The following is a 16,716-nucleotide window of genomic DNA, read 5'->3' on the forward strand; positions in this document are numbered from 1 at the left end:
GCCGAAGGGCGGCTCTTTTTTTGTCGCCGTCGGTTTCACTTTCGTCATGGGGGTATATAACGTGAACAATGAAACCGCTCCTCGCGCCGGGAGCGTGGGTTTTCAGGGCGTCGATCCGTCGCCGCGACGGGTTTTGGGGGCGTCAGCGGCCCGGCCAGCCGATCCGGCGTTGGACGGTGAGGCGAGTCTCCTGGCGTTTTGCGATGCCTATTTTGCCCCGCTGATGCGGGCGGCGCAGGTCGACTCCGAGGTTCCGCTCGCTCCAGCGGTCGCGCCTCCGCTGGCGCCGCTCCCGGCCAGTGTCCTGGACGGCCTTGCTGGGGTGGGCCTGCGTCCTGTGGGTCAGCCGCCAGCGTTCTCCCTGCCGAGCGGGCCGGCTCGGGGTCTGGGGGCTCGCGTCTGGATCGGTTTCGACGCGGAATGGGAGTTCGCGCGCCAGGGGCGCAATCAGTTGCTCAGCGTCCAGTTCCACCTGATTGGTCCGACGGGTGAAGCGCGGCGCCAGGTCATCCATGTTCGCGGCGGCGCGGCCGTGCGGGAGCGTCCGCGTTTGAGTCAGGCCCTCAACGATCTGCTGGAGGCGGCCTTGGAGGATGGGATTGTCACGGAGTGGCCGGTTGAAGTCGTGCTCTGCGGCTTCTTTACGCGGGCGGATATCACCGTCTTTGCCGACTTCAAACACCTGCGACCGCAGCTCGACGGGGTGGGCGGTTCCCTGGTGACCATCGGGCGCCCGGCACAGGTGGAACTGCCGCTCTCGGGTGCGCGCGAGCAATCCCTGAAGCGGCGCTATCAGGCGGTGGTGGGCGATGTCTATGAGCCGAAGTGGCTGAATGTGCGGCTGGTCGATGCCAGTCGGCTGGCGCCCGCTGGCCAGTCGCTGGCGGGTCTCGGGCAGTGGCTGGGGATCCCGAAGCTGGAGCTGCCGGCGGGCCATACCAAAGAAGCCATGGCCCGTTTCCAGCGTGATGCCTGTCCTCAGTTCGAGGCTTACGGGTTGCGCGACGCGGAGATCGCCGTCCTCTATGGGTTGTGGGTGTGGTGGTTCGCGGCTCGCCATCTCGGGCTGGGTCATCGGCATCTGTCGACGACGATCAGTGGGCTGGCGGTGCGGGTGGCGGAGCGCTGTATCCGTCTGGATGGTGTCGCCCTCGCCGTCGCCTTCAATGACGAGGTTACGTCGTTCACGCGCTGGGATACCCAGCGCGATCGCGTCCGCACCCAGAAGAAACGTCTTCCCAAACGCATTCGCCGCTGGCTGGAGCCGTTTTTGGCGGATGCCTATCTCGGTGGGCGCAACGAGTGCTTCGTCTATGGGCCGACCGAGCGGCGGCGCTATTACGATCCCGACTTGTCGGGGGCTTACTTGTCCGGACTCGCCTATCTGTTCGTGCTGGATTACGACCGGTTTTTCATGAGCACCCGGGTCGATGATTTCATCGGTCACGTTGCCGGTTTCGCCCTGGTCGAGTTCGCGTTTCCCCCGGAGACCCAGCGGCCCTGTCTGCCGGTGGTCGTCGAAGATCGCGGTCTGTTGTTTCCGCTGCAGGGTGAGTGCCTCTGTACGGCCCCCGAGATCGAACTGGCGCGGGCAATGGGGGCGACGCTGACGATCCAATACGGGATCGTCATCCCCTGGATGGCGCGCCAGACGGTCTTCGATCGCAGCGGGCAGGCGCGGCCGTGCGAGGCCGGCGGGATGGGGGTGGCGTGGGGGTTCGATCAGGTGACCCTGCCCTTTCCGCCGCCCGCTCAGGGGGATGAAGGGTATCGCTTGTTCGAGAGCTTCATGCAGGTCATGCGGAGCCTGCGGGGAGTGTATCGGCGCAAGAGCCTGCCGTTTGAATTCATCAAGACGCTCAGTTGTGCCCTCTATGGCAAGACCGGGCAGGGCTACAAGGGGAAGCGGGTGTTCGGACCGCGAGAATTGGCGAGTGTCGTCGTGGGGCCATCGCGGGTGTCGGAAGTGGCCGTGGCGGGCTTGGTGTGTGGGTTCATCCGAGCCGTGCTGGGTGAGATCCTGTGGAAACTGCCGGCCGAGGCGACATTGGTCTCGGTCACCACCGATGGGTTCCTGGTGGATGTGCCCCTGGATCAGCTCGATCTGAGTGGGCCGCTGTGTCGTCGCTTCCAGGCCCTCGTCGAGCGGGTCGCGCCGGGCTCGCCGATGCTGGAGAACAAGCATCAGGTGTGGCAACTCTTCGCCGGCCGGACCCGGCTGCAAGTCACCACCGAGGCGGATGGCGCGTTCCCGATCGTCACGGCCAAGGGCGGGATCAAGCCCGGTCCCGACGTGGCGGATGAGAACGCCTTCATGGTCAATCTCATCCTCAACCGCACGCCGGGGCAAAAGCTCGCTTACGAGTCGTTCATCTCGATGCGTGATCAGCTCGTGCTCAATGGTGACCTCCAACTCGAACGGCGCGAGATGGCCCTGAACGCGGAGTACGACTTCAAGCGTCGCCCCGTGGTGGCGAGTGGCCGGATGGTGGAGGTCGGCGACACCGGGATCGCTCACCTCGCCTTCGACACGGAGCCCTGGGTTAGGGTCGAGGAGGCGGCCCTGACCCGGACGCTGTTCGACCAGTGGCGCAAGACCCATTGCTTGAAGACCGTGGATGATTTGAGCGACTGGGAAGCCTTCCGGGGGTTTCGGGTGGCCAATCGTCAACGACGCTCGGTGCCGGAGCCGGGTGATCGCACGGCGGCGCCCGGCGCTGGCCGGACGGGGCGGTGCCATCTCACCCAGGAGGAGGGCTATGTCGGCGTGGCGAAACGGGTGTTCCTGGCGGCCTATCAGAAGCGTCTGTGGGGGTTGGCGGCGGCGGATCTGAGTCAGCGGCAACTCGCTGACTGGCTGACGGCGCAAGGTTATGCCACCTCCTTGTCGGCGGTGAAGAACGGAACCCGTGTTCAACCCCAGGCGCATGTCGTGCCGGCTACCTCGAAGGTACTGGCCTTCCTCGACGTCCTCAAAGAGCGTTTTCCGGGCCTGGAGTGTGAGCTGTTCCTGATCGTCGAGGCCTGATCAGGGGGGTGACGAGAGGCGTGCGAACCCGCCGTCGTGATGGGTGCCCGTCCAGCAGCGTCACCTCTGGACTACGCCCGACGTGCCGGAAGACGGTAATCAGTCCCGCCTGCTCCAGGTGTCGCAGGGCGTCGTAGCTGGCATCGCGCGAGACCGTAAAGCGCGCGAGGGCGGTGCGCGGCAGGCGGACCACCAGGTGCTGGCGTTGTCCGACACACCAGCACAGGGCCAGGGCGACATGCAGGGTCTTGCCGGGGAGGGCGGCGGCGCGTTCGAGCCAGTCGAGCGGAAGGGGGCTCGGGATCGTTGGCGGTGTGGGTGATGGCTGAGACGCGGTCATCAGTGAAGCTCCTGTCGCGCAAGAGATTAGGGTGGCTGGAAAAACGCCGTGTGGCACGGACGCAACGGTTTGTTCGGGGGATTCCCGTCCCCCGATGCGCCCCCCGTTGCCGGGGATGTGCCCCGGCGGGCCGCCGGGTGTCGAATCGCCTGGTCGCGATGGTCACGCCGGCGGCGTCAGGCGGCGATAGTGATAGCCTCCCCAGGCCAATCCTCGGACGATGACCTGGTGTTTGATGATCTCGCTGTCGGTGTGGTCGCGGAATAGACGGCTCGCGAACGGCGCGGTCATGGCGAAATGGCCGTTGTCCTTGACCCTCAGCCGGCGTCCCGCCTGGCTGTGCGCGCGGATCAGGCGCTTGAAGTCGGGATGGTGGAGCGCGGCTCGGATCAGGGCCTTGAACACCAGGGTCATCGAGGCCTCGTGGGTCAGGCGGAGTGCGGGCTCGGCCGGGTTCAGGTGCTCGACCAGAATCTGGTGCCGCGCCTGCACCACCCAGTTGTCCAGCCCGTGGTGGAAGCGCCAGACGGCGGCCACCTGATCCTGGCGCCCGATGGCGAAGGCGTCCTCGACCTCGGTGACCACCTCGCGGCTCAGTCGAGCAAGGAGTCGGAGCCGACTCGCCTGCTGCGTATTGACGAAGGCCAGCTTCTGACCCCTGGCCCCCTGGGCGGCGCTTCGCGAGGGGATACACCGGTCTGGACGATGCCCTCCAGGGTCTGTTCGCTGTCATCGAGCAAGGCGCGCCGGGTGTTCGCCTGTAGGGCCTGCGCCGCCGCCAGATCGGCTTTGAGCGTGGCCACCGGGGAGTCGCTCCCGTCGACCGCGCGGCGCTGGACCGTGCACCCCGGGAACTGGGCCTCCAGCGCCGCCATGAGCGTCGGGCGGGCCTCATATTGATGGGTCGCCTCCAGGCGAAACAGACTCGCCGCCAGACCCGGCGCGTTGCCCTTCACCGTCCACTCCATCGCCTCTTCGACGAGTAGCAGAGGTTCGAAGTGAAGCAAGCCGTGCAGGAATCGATTCCATTTTTGCACCAGGCGCTGGGCCTGAGTGAGCGTGGACCCTGGGGGGAGTAGGTCTGCCACCAGCGCCGCGATCTCCGCCATCTGGTCGAGCCGTTTGTTTCCTTCCGCCGTCAGATCCAAGGACGACGTTTCGTCGCGTGCGAGGAAGGACACATGGAGATAAACGACCGGGTTGGCCGCCTGGAAGCGGTCCAGACATTGGCGGACCTCGGCCAGGTGCGTCGTGGCCCCGATGACGTGGATCGACCCGAGCGCCGTGTTCATCAGGTTGATGCCCTCGTCGATCAGCGAGGTGGTCAGCAGTAAGTTATAGGACGGATCGAGCACCTGGCTCGCCAGCCTCTCCTGCACCGCCGCACTGTCCTGGATCCGGCTGTGGACGGTCAGCACCCGATAGCCGAGTCCGGTGAAGTAGTGGGCCAGTTCCTCCAGGCGCTCGACCTCGTCGAGGCGGATGACGTGGAGCTGGTCAGGTTTCAGGAACGTCTCCCGCTCCTCGGTCAGCCAGCGCCGCCACTGATTCGGGTCGGCATACTCGACCAGACGCAGGCTGTGGGTGGGCGCCCCGGCGCGCCGCACGGTCCACCAGGTGTCCGGCTCGAAATACAGCAGATCGGGGTTAAGGGTGGCCGACACGCCGATCAACTGGCGGAACTGACCGGGTTCGCCGATCGTCTCGATCAGCGCGTAGAGGTGAAACAGGGCCGACGCCCGATAGCTTCCGGCCTGATAGAGCTGATGGAGCTCGTCGATGGCCAGCACGTACTTCGCGCAGGCCGCGCCGAGTTGCTCCACGATCCAGGGGGCCTGATCGTAGGTGGCGATGATCACCGGCCCCAGGGTCTCGGGATGGCGCTGGCCATCGACGTAGTCGGCCCGCTCACCATAGGTCGCGGCGAGTTGCTGGAGCTGATTGACGGTGGGCACCAGCCACACCAGTGGGGTCTGGGTCGCGACGGTGTTCAGGAGATAATAGGTCTTGCCGACCCCGGTATTGGCCTCGATGATGATCCGCTTGCCCTGGAGCGGTGGAGCGGCGTCGCTCAGGGTCTGGTCGGGGTTGAGGGTAATCGGATAGGCGTTAACTGAGGACATGAGGCGGGTCTCCGCAGGCGGTTACAAAGGGATGTCGTCGGGGGGCGTTGGTGGCGCCCCGACTCATCGGATTGTTTAACCGGCGGGCCAAGTAGAGGCGCGAAGCCTCAGGGGGGCGGGTGATGGGTCAGGTCGGGATGGCGGCGGAAACACGCCGCATTCGCCTCAGCGACGGCTGCCGACCATACAACGGACATCGCGGGTGCAGCATCCAGCGTGCTTGCGTAGATTATTCTGGCTGGTTAGTGGGAAGTATCCGGAAACGAATAACATGCTCCCGACGGGTGTTATCTGGTTAGCACCCGTGGACGATTCTGGCTGTCGCCTCTCGGTGCGCTATGTTGCGCTATCGCTCGGAGTTATCCGGAAACTAGAGAATCACTAATTCGGCGTCATGAGTAGTATGGGTAAGTCATGAAGCGATTGATCGACCTCTCCAATGAAGAAGCGCGCTCCCATTTTCTGAAGGGCAGCAGCTACTTCAATGGGGACATGCCGAAGTATATAAGCTTTGAGCCGCTTTTGACTGATGTCGCGAATATCATGAACGGCGGCAACTACGCCCAGTTCAAAGCAAGCAATCCCGCCGACATTCCGAACGTCAACTACAACTTTATTGCTAATAAGGATGGGAAGTTCGCTTGGCGGCCCTACGAACTAATTCATCCGGCGATATACGTTTCTTTGGTCGGCGTGATTTGTGAAGCGGAAAATTGGGCGATCATTAAGTCGCGCATCTCCGAGTTCGAAGGTGGCGTGATTGACTGCTGCAGTGCTCCAGTCATGTCGGTTGACCATCAGACAGACGTTGCAACTCAGATTAAGAGCTGGTGGCAAGCGGTGGAGCAACGATCTCTGACCTACTCCCTCGAATTCAATCACCTGCTTCATACCGATGTAACTGACTGCTACGGTTCGCTGTATACGCATAGTATTGCTTGGGCCATTCATGGACTGGAAGAAGCCAAGCAGAACAAGGGCAAGAATTCCCTACTCGGGAACAAGATCGATTTCCACATCCAAGCAAGTCGGTATGGCCAGACCAATGGAATCGCGCAGGGTTCGGTGCTCATGGACTTTGTGTCCGAAATCGTACTTGGATATGTGGACCAACTAATCAATGCAGAGTTGGGCTCCTGCACTGATATCCGAATACTTCGATATAGAGATGATTATCGCATCTTCGCAAACAGCGACGAACGGGCAGAAGCGGTTCTAAAACTTGTAAGTGACAAGCTGCGTACTGTTGGCATGAAGCTCGGAGTGTCAAAGACCTTTTCTAGCAGAAATGTTGTCGAAGGCTCCATAAAGCCAGACAAACTTGCCGGGATTGAGCTGCAAGACCTCGGAAAGGCAAACGCCAAGACGATCCAAAAGCAACTGATGAGGCTTCATGCTTTCGGTCAACGCTATCCGAATAGCGGAGCATTGCGTCGGTTACTGAGTGAATTTCACACCAACGTCTCTGATCAAAAGGAGACCCCAGATGATCTCGAAGTCCAAGTGGCTATTGCAACTGACATTGCATATGTCTCGCCGGCCACCTTCCCGGCGGTCGCCGGTATTTTGAGCCACCTAATTGCGCTTGCGCCAGCCGAGGAGAAAGCACGCCTTTGGACTAGAGTGCGGGACAAGATGAAACGGGTTCCATATAACGGCTACCTCGAAATCTGGCTGCAGCGAGTAACCCAACCAAAAGCCGTAGGCGTTGAGTTCGAGAGCGACGAACCAATCTGTCAAATTGTCAACGGCGGGTCACCGCAGTTATGGGAATGTGGGTGGATTTCCAATTCTGCATTAAAGAATGCCATAAACGTCGCGAAGATTGTCGTGGCGGATGTGGCTGAAGCAGCAGAGGTTATTGAGCCAGAGGAAGTGGAGCTGTTCAAACAAAATGCGTGGGCCTACTAGGAAATGCATGCTGCACTGCCTGCCGATGAAGCGGAGCGTCAGCGAGATTCTGCGTGGCCTCTTCTCTGGGTTCTGCCGAGATCAGAGTCTCAAGCGAATCTGACGGCTTTCCGCGTGAATCAGACCGGGAGCGGTCGCTTCGGAGCGGCAGCTTACATAAACTGGCCCAAGGCACAGCTCAGTTGGTTGTCGTTTGGAATCCTGCTCGCCTAAGAGTTTGCGCTCATCAGCATACTTGCAGGCGAGGGTAGTCTTGGGCCATCCGCTGCCAGAACCCTCCGCTCCAATCGAACGCGACGGTGACAACCCAAGACTCGGGCACAGCGTTGATGACCGCTGCAACGGTCTTCCGCCCACATCCCCTCTTCGTTGATGTGAGTGCATAGAATTGTACGAGCTTCGTATCCGCGTCGATCAGTAACTCGACGGCGACGACACCTTCGGCTCCAACCTTCACGACTGGGTTATTCTTGCCGTCTGTTGACAAAGTGCTCGACGCGGAGAGCCGCTGCGGAAAGAGCTTGATATAGCGCAGATCGGGAATCGCGCTGAGCCCGACGGCCAACCTCTCGTAGATCGGCTCGATGGACCGAAGTGTCCTTGCTTTGCGGATCCTGTCACCGTCGATGAAGGATGGTGCTCGGGGCATGGGTCCGGTTGCTCGCCGCTTAGACTGGCCGTGTAGCATACCGCCGCAGATGCCCAGCCGGGACAGCTTCTTGGCCGGAGCGTCCCATGTGCCGTCACAGGGCGCGGCTGAGGCGACAGCATCGACTGAGCGGCCATTGGCTCCGCGACGGTCATTGACCGCAATGGAGCTTCGAGCCGACGCTCGTTTTCCCAAGATCATGCTGATCCGGTTGGCGATGGGCATGAGCCTGAGTCAGGGCGCGAAAATCAGCATCAAGTAAGCCAGGAACAAGGTCAGATGGACGACACCTTGCAGCAAATTGGTGCGCGCGGCACTGAAGGTGACCATGGACACCAGCAGGGTCACCGCGAGCATCAGAATATCCGCGCCCTGGAGCCCGAGCTCGACGATCTTTCCGGTCGCCAGACTGATCGCCAGCACGGCCGGCACCGTGAGTCCGATCGTCGCCATCACCGAACCGAGGAAGATGTTGACCGCGCGCTGGAGTCGGTTCGCCAGGGCGGCCTGAACCGCTCCGACCGCCTCGGGGGTGAGAACCAGGGCGGCGACGATGAACCCGCCGAGTGCCGCCGGTAGGCTGAGCACCTCGATCCCGTAATCGATCGGCACGGCGAGCTTCTTCGCCAGCAGCACCACGGGGACCAGGTAGGCGAGCAGCAGCAGGGCATGGAAAGGCACCGAGCGGGGCTTGAGTGCGCCGTGGTCCGAGTGATCCGCCTCGCCCGCCTCCGCTTCGACATGGTCGTCGGTGAAATAGCCCCGGTGGCGCAGGGTCTGAATCGCGAGAAAGGTGCCGTAGAGCGCGATGCAGATGACGATAAGGAAGGCGGACTGGAAGCCGGTCAGACTCGGGGTCGATGTCGACACCGTCATGTCCGGCAGCAGCAGCGTCAGCAAGGCCAGAGGGATGATGACGGACAAATAGGCATTAGCGCCCTGCAGGTTGTAGTGCTGCTCATGATGGCGCAGCGCACCGAGCAACAGGGTCAGCCCGACCATGCCATTGAGGACGATCATCACTACGGCGAACATGGTGTCGCGTGCCAGGGTCGGATTGCTGCTGCCGCTCAGCATGAGGGCGGCGATCATCAGCACTTCGATTGAGATCACCGACAGGGTCAGGATCAAGGTGCCGTAGGGCTCTCCGAGCTTGATCGCCAGGCCGTCCGCGTGATGCACGACTTTGAGCGCGGCCCAGAGGATGACGGCGAACAGCCAGCCGAACATCAGGGCGAGCCAGAGGGGGTTACTCAGATCGGAGAGCCAGTCCTTCCCGAAAACCAGGAAGGCCAGCGTGGTTGCGATGACGACGGCGAGCGGGGCCTCCGCTCGCAGCGTTTTGGTGATGTCGTTGGTCATGGTGCTCCTGACGCTATCTATGGATCCGGATCACCTTGGTTTCGGGCGGAATCCCGATCGGCACTGGAGATCCGGGCCATGGTGTATTCGACGCCTCCGAAAGGCGCTCGGAGGTGCCATCAAAGATTCGGACATTCTCGAAGAGGACGCTGGTCGGCGGTGGATCCTGCGCCTCGGCAACTTGACCAATGCCACTGATGGAGAGGATCACGGCACTCAGGAGCGCCTTGATAGAGCATTGCATCGTGCTCTTTACCTCTCTGATGTGGGCTAAGTTTTGGATGCTCGCCAGCGTGCTGACTGGTGCGACGAGCACGGGAAGTCCAGCAAACCAATGTAGCGCGTCAACGCGGCGAGATCCGGAAACAGCGACATCCGGGGGCAGTATACGTAGCTCGTGAACAGGACGAGCGTCGGCTGTCCGCGTGATAGCGGAAGCCGACCGATGAAGCTCCAGTGTCTGGTATGGGTTGTAACTTGGCATTCGCTCCAGAAGCTCGACTTTCCGCTCCCCGCGTCAAGCCGCCATCGTGTAGACCGCCTCCGGTCGTGCTCCGGTCACTTGTGGAATACTTTCACAATCTATCAGGTGTAATTTAACCAGCACTTTCAGGCTTAGATTCCTTTGCCATGTATCTCCTAGACTGGTTACGCGTCTGCCTCATCGGCTTGGTCGGTCTCGCCGCTTTTCCAACGGCCGCTGAAGAGCGCATCACAGCTGCGGTGCTGAAGGATTTCCCCCCGCTCTATCAGACCAGTGCCGAGGGTCACCCCACCGGCTTCGCGATTGACATCCTCACCGCTGTCGCCCGTGCCGCCGCACTCGAAGTGAGCTACCTGCCGGTCGACAGCTGGAGCGAGGCCCTGGAGGCGGTGCGCACGGGCCGGGCGGACCTGATACCCGCCGTCGGGATCACGGCGGCCACCAAGCAGGATTTCCTCTTCTCCGGGGTGGTCGAGTCGGTTCCCGTGACCTGGTTCGTCCGCGCCGACAGTGCCTTTCAGACGCAGGAGGAGCTGACCGACCGCCTGGTTGCGGTGATCGACGGCGGCGTCGCGGACATCACCCTGCGCGAGCGATCCGGTATTCGCCTGGAGCGCTTCCCCACGCTTGAGCAGGGGCTATTCGCTCTGCTGTCCGGTCGCGTCGAGGGCTTTGTGCTGCCCCAACCCGTGATGTTCAAAGAGCTGCGAGCCATGGGCATCGAGGACCGGGTCCGCGTCGTCGGCAAGCCGCTGCTGGAAATGCAGCGCGCCTTCCTATTCCCCCAACGAAACACCGCACTGCTGGAGCGGTTGGAGCCATTCATCACGGCCCATGTCCGCAGCCCGCAGTACCGTGCGGAGTTCATGAAGTGGTACGGCGCGCCACCGGCATTTTGGACCGTCGCGCGCCTGGCTTGGAGCACCGTGGCGCTGCTGGTGATCGCCCTCGTGAGCTTCCTGGTCTACCGCAATGTCTTGGTGCATCGCCACAATCGGACGTTGGGGCAACAACGACGTTTGCTCCAGTCCGTGATTGAGCACGCGCCGATCCGCGTGTTTTGGAAGGACCGCGCCTTGCGCTACCTCGGCGGCAACAGCGCGTTCGCCCGTGACGCCGGGTTGAGGCGACCCGAAGATCTACGCGGCAAGACCGACTTCGAGATGGGCTGGAAGGGCCAAGCCGAGCTGTATCGCGCCGACGACCGCGCCGTCATGGAAAGTGGCACGGCCCGACTGAATTACGAGGAGCCACAGACCACGCCTGACGGGCGCATGATCTGGCTATCCACGTCCAAGGTGCCGCTGGTCGACGCACACGGGCAAATCATTGGCGTGCTGGGCATCTACGACGACATCACCGAGAAGAAGCGCATCGAGGCCGAGCTCGATGGCTACCGCCGAGAGCTCGAATCCCTGGTCGCCGTGCGCACCACCGCCTTGCAGCAGAGCAACACACAGCTCGCGCATACCCAGTTCGCGATGGACCGAGCGGGCATTGGCATCGTCTGGAACGAGACGGTGACCGGGAGATTCACGTATGTCAACGACGAGTACTGCCGTCAGCTCGGGTATTCGCGCGAGGAGCTTCTTGAGCTGACGGTCAGCGATGTCAACCCTGAGTTTCCGCCCGAGGCGCTGCGGCCACTGGTGGCCGAGATGCGCTCAGGGAGTGGCGTCATGCAGATCGAGACCGTGAATCGGCGCAAGGACCTGTCGACCTACCCGATCGCTCTCACCGTGTACCTACACCAGGCCGCCGACGAGGCATGGTTCATTGCCTTCATCCACGACATCACCGCACGTAAGGCGGCCGAGGCCGAACTGATCGAGGCTCGGGACGCCGCTGAGGCCGCCAATCATGCCAAGAGCGCGTTTCTGGCCAACATGAGCCACGAGATTCGCACACCGATGAACGCCATTCTTGGAATGAGCCACCTGCTGCGACGTGAGGGTGTGACGGCGCACCAGCGCGACCAGCTCGATAAGATCGAGGTGGCCGGACACCATCTGCTGGACCTCATCAACGCCATCCTCGACCTCTCCAAGATCGAGTCCGGCAAGCTGACGCTTGAGGAATCCGAGATCAGCGTGCCCGCGATCCTGCGCAATCTCGTCTCGATGCTGTCGGATCGGGTGACGGCGAAGGGCCTCTTGCTACGCGTCAAGCTCCCGTCCTTGCCGCCTAATCTCCTTGGCGATTCCGCACGCATCCAACAGGCGCTCCTGAACTACGCCACCAATGCCATCAAGTTCACGGAGAACGGCTCCATTAACCTACGGGCACACCTCGAAGCGGATTTCGGCGACCGTGTCATGCTGCGTTTCGAGGTCGAGGACACCGGGATCGGCATCGCCGCTGAACAACTGCCCCGGTTGTTCACCGCCTTTGAGCAAGCTGATCACTCAATCACTCGCCGCTACGGGGGCACTGGGCTTGGACTAGCGCTGACCCAGCGCCTGGCGCGGTTGATGGGCGGCGACGTGGGAGTCGAGAGCCGCCCCGGCGTCGGCAGCACCTTCTGGCTCACGGTCTGTTTGCGCCGGGGTGAGCCTGCACCGACGGCCAAAGCGACGGCTTTCAGTTGGGTCTTCCAAGCCGATCGGATACCAGACTGTGCCGGTCGTCGACTCCTGCTCGTCGATGACGAGCCGATCAATCGTGAGGTCACCCTGGGACTCATCGCCGATCTGGGACTGGTGGTCGACACGGCCGAAAACGGCGCCGAGGCCCTCGAACGCGCGCGGCAGAACCACTATGACATCGTCTTGATGGACATGCAGATGCCTGTCATGGATGGACTGGAGGCCACGCGGCAGATCCGCCGGCTACCAGAATCCGGCGAGGTCCCCATCGTCGCCATGACGGCGAATGCCTTTACGGAGGACCGGGCGCGATGCTTGGAGGCGGGCATGAATGACTTTCTCGCCAAGCCGGTCGAGCCAGAGCGACTCTTGGCCGTCCTCCAGCAGTGGCTCTCTCAGCCACACCAGCCTCGGTGATGTGATCGTCTGCCTTTCCAGTCGCTGGGACGGCGGCCATTCGAGGGCCGAGCGGCACAAGGATCCGTGCCCTCTGTACGCGGTTATGTGAAGGTTCACATAACCGCGTCAAGCCGCCATCGGGTAGACCGCCTCCGGTCGCGCTCCGGTCACTTGGAGGCTCATCTGGTCCAGTTCTGGTCCACATAGCGATCTTTTCAACCGCGTCACCGACGACTGATCGACTGGTTTTTCAGAGGCTTAGAGCGATCGCTCAGGTCGGTTTCGTTGGACTCATAATCCCTTGGTCGTAGGTTCGAATCCTACACGGCCTACCACTAAGGCATTGAAAACCCTTGCGTTCATGGCGGACGCAGGGGTTTTTTATGTCGGTCTGGCGGTGGCTCTGGTCCATTTCTGGTCCGTCTTCGTTCCCTGCCGGAGTGGCCGTTGGCTCGGGTGCTCGACATGGCCGTCTGGAAACGTCGTTCGCGTCAGGGGCCTGGTGTGGGTGTCTCCGGTCGTTGCGGTATGATGCCAAAGGTCGTCAGACATCCAACCTGCAAGCGAACGGTCCATGGCCCTGAAGAAATCCGAACTCTATTCCTCCCTCTGGTCCAGTTGCGACGAGCTGCGCGGTGGTATGGATGCCAGCCAGTACAAGGATTACGTCCTGGTGCTGCTGTTCATCAAGTACGTCAGTGACAAGTACGCCGGCCAGCCCTACGCCCCCATCATCATCCCTGCGGGCGCGAGCTTTCAGGACATGGTCGCCCTCAAGGGTAAGTCCGATCTGGGCGACCAGATCAACAAGAAGATCGTCGCCCCGCTGGCCAACGCCAACCGGCTCTCCGACCTGCCGGATTTCAACGACGCCACCAAGCTCGGCAGTGGCAAGGAGATGGTGGAGCGGCTCACCAATCTGATCGCCATCTTCGAGAACAAGGCGCTCGACTTCTCGAAGAACCGCGCCGACGGTGACGACATCCTCGGCGACGCCTACGAATACCTGATGCGCCACTTCGCCACCGAGAGCGGCAAGAGCAAGGGGCAGTTCTACACCCCCGCCGAGGTCAGCCGCATCCTGGCGAAGATCGTCGGTATCCACGACGCCAAGACCAGCGCCACCACGACCGTCTACGATCCCACCTGTGGCTCCGGCTCGCTGCTGCTAAAGGTCGGCGACGAGGCCAGCACCGCCGTCACCCTCTACGGGCAGGAAAAGGACGCCGCCACCAGCGGCCTCGCCCGCATGAACATGATCCTGCACAACAACCCCACGGCGTTGATCGTGCAGGGCAACACGCTGACCGATCCCAAACTCAGCGAGGGCGGCCAGCTCAAGACCTTCGACTACGTGGTCGCCAATCCGCCCTTCTCCGACAAACGCTGGAGCACCGGGCTCGATCCGCTCCACGATCCCCACGAACGCTTCAAGCCCTTCGGCACCCCGCCCGCCAAACAGGGCGACTATGCCTACCTGCTACACATCGTGCGCTCGCTCAAGAGCACCGGCACGGGCGCCTGCATCCTGCCGCATGGCGTCCTCTTTCGCGGCAACGCCGAGGCGGACATCCGTCGCAATCTGATCCGCAAGGGCTACATCAAGGGCATCATCGGTCTGCCCGCCAACCTCTTCTTCGGCACCGGCATTCCCGCCTGCATCCTCGTCATCGACAAGCGCGAGGCCCACGGACGCAAAGGCATCTTCATGATCGACGCCAGCGGCGGCTTCATGAAAGACGGCCCCAAGAACCGGCTGCGCGACCGGGACATCCACCAGATCGTCGATGTCTTCAACGCGCAGCGCGAGGTGCCGAAGTACGCGCGTTTGGTCCCCTTCACCGAGATCGAGCACAACGACTTCAACCTCAATCTGCCGCGCTACATCGACAGCCAGACGCCCGAAGACGTGCAGGACATCGCCGCGCACCTGCAAGGCGGCATCCCCGCCGCCGATGTCGACGCGCTCCAATCCTACTGGGCCGTCTGCCCTCGGCTTCGGCACGCCCTATTCAAGGGGAATCGCCCCGGCTATCTCGATCTCGCCGTGGCGAAGTCGGCCATCAAGCCAGCCATCTACGAGCATCCCGAGTTCGCCGCCTTCATCGCCGGCATGAACGCCCATTTCGACCAGTGGCGTCGGACCAGCGTCATGGACCTCAAGGCATTGTCGGTCGGCTGTCACCCCAAGGAAGTCATCACCGCGTTGGCCGAAGGACTGCTCGCCCACTACGCCGACCAGCCGCTCATCGACCGCTACGGCGTCTATCAACACCTGATGGACGAGCCCCTGCAAGACGACCTCTATCTCATCGCCGTCGATGGCTGGAAGGCCGAGACCAGCCGCCTCATCGAGACCGACAAGAAAGGCAAGTCGCGCGACAAGGGCTGGACCTGCGACCTGATCCCCAAGGCCCTGATCGTCGCCCGCTTCTACGCCAAGGAACAGGACGCCATTGACCAGCTCATCGCCACGTTGGAGGCCCTCAGCGCCCAACTCACCGAGCTGGAGGAGGAACACGGCGGCGAGGAGGGCGCCTTCGCCGAGCTTGAGAAGGTGAACAAAGCCAACGTCGCCGCCCGTCTCAAGGAGATCAAGGGCGACCGGGAGGCCAGGGACGAAGCCGCCGCGCTGAACGACTGGCTCAAACTCAACACCCAAGAGGCCGAGATCAAGAAGCGCCTGAAGGACGCGGAGGCGGCGCTGGATGCCAGGGTCTACGTCCACTATCCAAAGCTCACCGAGGCCGAGATCAAGACCCTGGTGGTGGAGGACAAATGGCTCGCCGCGCTGTCCGTCGCCATTCACGGCGAGATGGATCGGATCAGTCAGCAGTTGACGGGGCGGGTGAAGGAACTGGCCGAGCGTTACGAGATCCCGATGCCTCGGATGACTGAGCAGGTGGCCGAACTGGAGGCCAAGGTCAACCGCCACCTGGAGCGGATGGGGTTTGCATGGATGTGAAGCCTGGCTACAAGCTGACCGAGGTGGGGGTGATTCCGGAGGATTGGGATGTCGCTCGCCTCGGAGGCATTAGTCGGATTATTCGAGGCGCGAGTCCTAGACCCAAGGGGGACAAGCGATTCTACGGAGGATCTATTCCCCGGCTAATGGTCGAGGATGTGACGCGAGATGGTAAAACCGTCTTTCCGCAGGTTGATTCGCTCACTCTTGAGGGAGCCAAGAGAAGCCGACCGTGCAAAAAGGGCACGTTGACGCTGGTTTGTTCCGGCACAGTTGGGATTCCGTCATTCCTAGGAGTTGATGCTTGTATTCACGACGGCTTTCTTGCGGTGGTAGACATCAGGTCCAATGTTAGCAGTGACTACTTGTATTACCAGTTTGACAGGCTTCGATTGACGTTTGAGAGTTCTGCAACGCACGGCGGTGTATTTACCAACCTCACTACCGCTGGTGTTCGCGAATTCGTTGTCTCCGTTCCCTCGACCGATACAGAACAACGCGCCATCGCCGAGGCGTTGAGCGATGCGGATGCTCTCATCGAATCCCTGGAGCAGATCGTTGCCAAGAAGCGCCAGCTCAAACAAGGCGCCATGCAGGAATTGCTCACCGGCAAGAAGCGTCTGCCGGGGTTCAGCGGAGAGTGGGAGGTGAAGCGGTTGGGGGACTTGGGTGTTTTTACGAAAGGCAGAGGCGTCACCAGGGACGAATCGGGCCTTGTTCATAAGCCCGCCCAAGTCCGCGTTCAGAACTTGGTGATGGATGTGCGGGGATTTGGCAGAACCCTCGAAATTTCCTACCCTTGGAAGTGCAAACTCACCGAGGGTTCGGAAAGATGTTCGAAGATCCTGCCGAGATTGACTTTAGACCAAG

The 16,716-nt window shown here is 61.9% G+C and carries 10 protein-coding genes; 5 read left to right on the forward strand and 5 right to left on the reverse strand.

Annotated features, from left to right (window positions below):
- Positions 1 to 61: 61 nt before the first annotated feature.
- Positions 62 to 3,028, forward strand: coding sequence for a hypothetical protein (locus CKO27_RS16375; RefSeq protein WP_200375986.1), 2,967 nt, complete (start codon positions 62 to 64; stop codon positions 3,026 to 3,028).
- Here CKO27_RS16375 and CKO27_RS16380 read toward each other — a convergent pair.
- The 3 genes from CKO27_RS16380 to CKO27_RS16390 all read right to left on the reverse strand — a co-directional run bounded on the left by CKO27_RS16380 (position 2,973) and on the right by CKO27_RS16390 (position 5,491).
- Positions 2,973 to 3,368 (reverse strand): hypothetical protein, encoded by a 396-nt coding sequence (locus CKO27_RS16380; RefSeq protein WP_200375987.1) that lies wholly within the window; start codon positions 3,366 to 3,368, stop codon positions 2,973 to 2,975. The genes CKO27_RS16375 and CKO27_RS16380 overlap by 56 nt on opposite strands.
- A gap of 162 nt (positions 3,369 to 3,530) precedes the next feature.
- Entirely contained in the window at positions 3,531 to 3,953 is a 423-nt protein-coding gene (locus CKO27_RS16385; RefSeq protein WP_200375988.1) for a hypothetical protein, read from the reverse strand.
- 8 nt (positions 3,954 to 3,961) lie between these two features.
- Complete coding sequence (locus CKO27_RS16390) at positions 3,962 to 5,491, reverse strand: DEAD/DEAH box helicase family protein (RefSeq protein WP_200375989.1); 1,530 nt, start codon at positions 5,489 to 5,491, stop codon at positions 3,962 to 3,964.
- Positions 5,492 to 5,905: 414 nt separating this feature from the next.
- Here CKO27_RS16390 and CKO27_RS16395 point away from each other — a divergent pair, with 414 nt between their 5' ends.
- Positions 5,906 to 7,402, forward strand: a complete 1,497-nt coding sequence (locus CKO27_RS16395; RefSeq protein ID WP_200375990.1) for an RNA-directed DNA polymerase — start codon at positions 5,906 to 5,908, stop codon at positions 7,400 to 7,402.
- A gap of 226 nt (positions 7,403 to 7,628) precedes the next feature.
- On the opposite strand, the gene CKO27_RS16400 is transcribed toward CKO27_RS16395, so the two are convergent.
- Entirely contained in the window at positions 7,629 to 8,276 is a 648-nt protein-coding gene (locus CKO27_RS16400) for a hypothetical protein (RefSeq protein WP_200375991.1), read from the reverse strand.
- Positions 8,277 to 8,285: 9 nt separating this feature from the next.
- Positions 8,286 to 9,413 (reverse strand): calcium:cation antiporter, encoded by a 1,128-nt coding sequence (locus CKO27_RS16405; RefSeq protein WP_200375992.1) that lies wholly within the window; start codon positions 9,411 to 9,413, stop codon positions 8,286 to 8,288.
- Positions 9,414 to 10,136: 723 nt separating this feature from the next.
- On the opposite strand from CKO27_RS16405, the gene CKO27_RS16415 reads away from it, so the two are divergent.
- The 3 genes from CKO27_RS16415 to CKO27_RS16425 all read left to right on the forward strand — a co-directional run.
- On the forward strand, positions 10,137 to 12,899 hold the full coding sequence (locus CKO27_RS16415) for a response regulator (protein ID WP_200375994.1): 2,763 nt from the start codon (positions 10,137 to 10,139) through the stop codon (positions 12,897 to 12,899).
- A gap of 556 nt (positions 12,900 to 13,455) precedes the next feature.
- A complete protein-coding gene (locus CKO27_RS16420; RefSeq protein WP_200375995.1) occupies positions 13,456 to 15,846 on the forward strand; it encodes a type I restriction-modification system subunit M in 2,391 nt (796 codons plus the stop codon).
- The coding region (locus CKO27_RS16425; protein WP_200375996.1) for a restriction endonuclease subunit S at positions 15,837 to 16,716 on the forward strand (880 nt) is incomplete at its 3' end. The genes CKO27_RS16420 and CKO27_RS16425, both read left to right, overlap by 10 nt.

This window comes from Thiocystis violacea, from assembly GCF_016583575.1.
GTDB classification, from domain to species: domain Bacteria; phylum Pseudomonadota; class Gammaproteobacteria; order Chromatiales; family Chromatiaceae; genus Thiocystis; species Thiocystis violacea.

Excerpts from the sequence above, each read along its gene's own strand:
- CKO27_RS16395 (WP_200375990.1), top strand. The coding sequence starts at position 5,906 with ATGAAGCGATTGATCGACCTCTCCAATGAAGAAGCGCGCTCCCATTTT.
- CKO27_RS16380 (WP_200375987.1), bottom strand. The coding sequence starts at position 3,368 with ATGACCGCGTCTCAGCCATCACCCACACCGCCAACGATCCCGAGCCCC.
- CKO27_RS16420 (WP_200375995.1), top strand. The coding sequence starts at position 13,456 with ATGGCCCTGAAGAAATCCGAACTCTATTCCTCCCTCTGGTCCAGTTGC.
- CKO27_RS16390 (WP_200375989.1), bottom strand. The coding sequence starts at position 5,491 with ATGTCCTCAGTTAACGCCTATCCGATTACCCTCAACCCCGACCAGACC.
- CKO27_RS16405 (WP_200375992.1), bottom strand. The coding sequence starts at position 9,413 with ATGACCAACGACATCACCAAAACGCTGCGAGCGGAGGCCCCGCTCGCC.
- CKO27_RS16400 (WP_200375991.1), bottom strand. The coding sequence starts at position 8,276 with ATGCCCATCGCCAACCGGATCAGCATGATCTTGGGAAAACGAGCGTCG.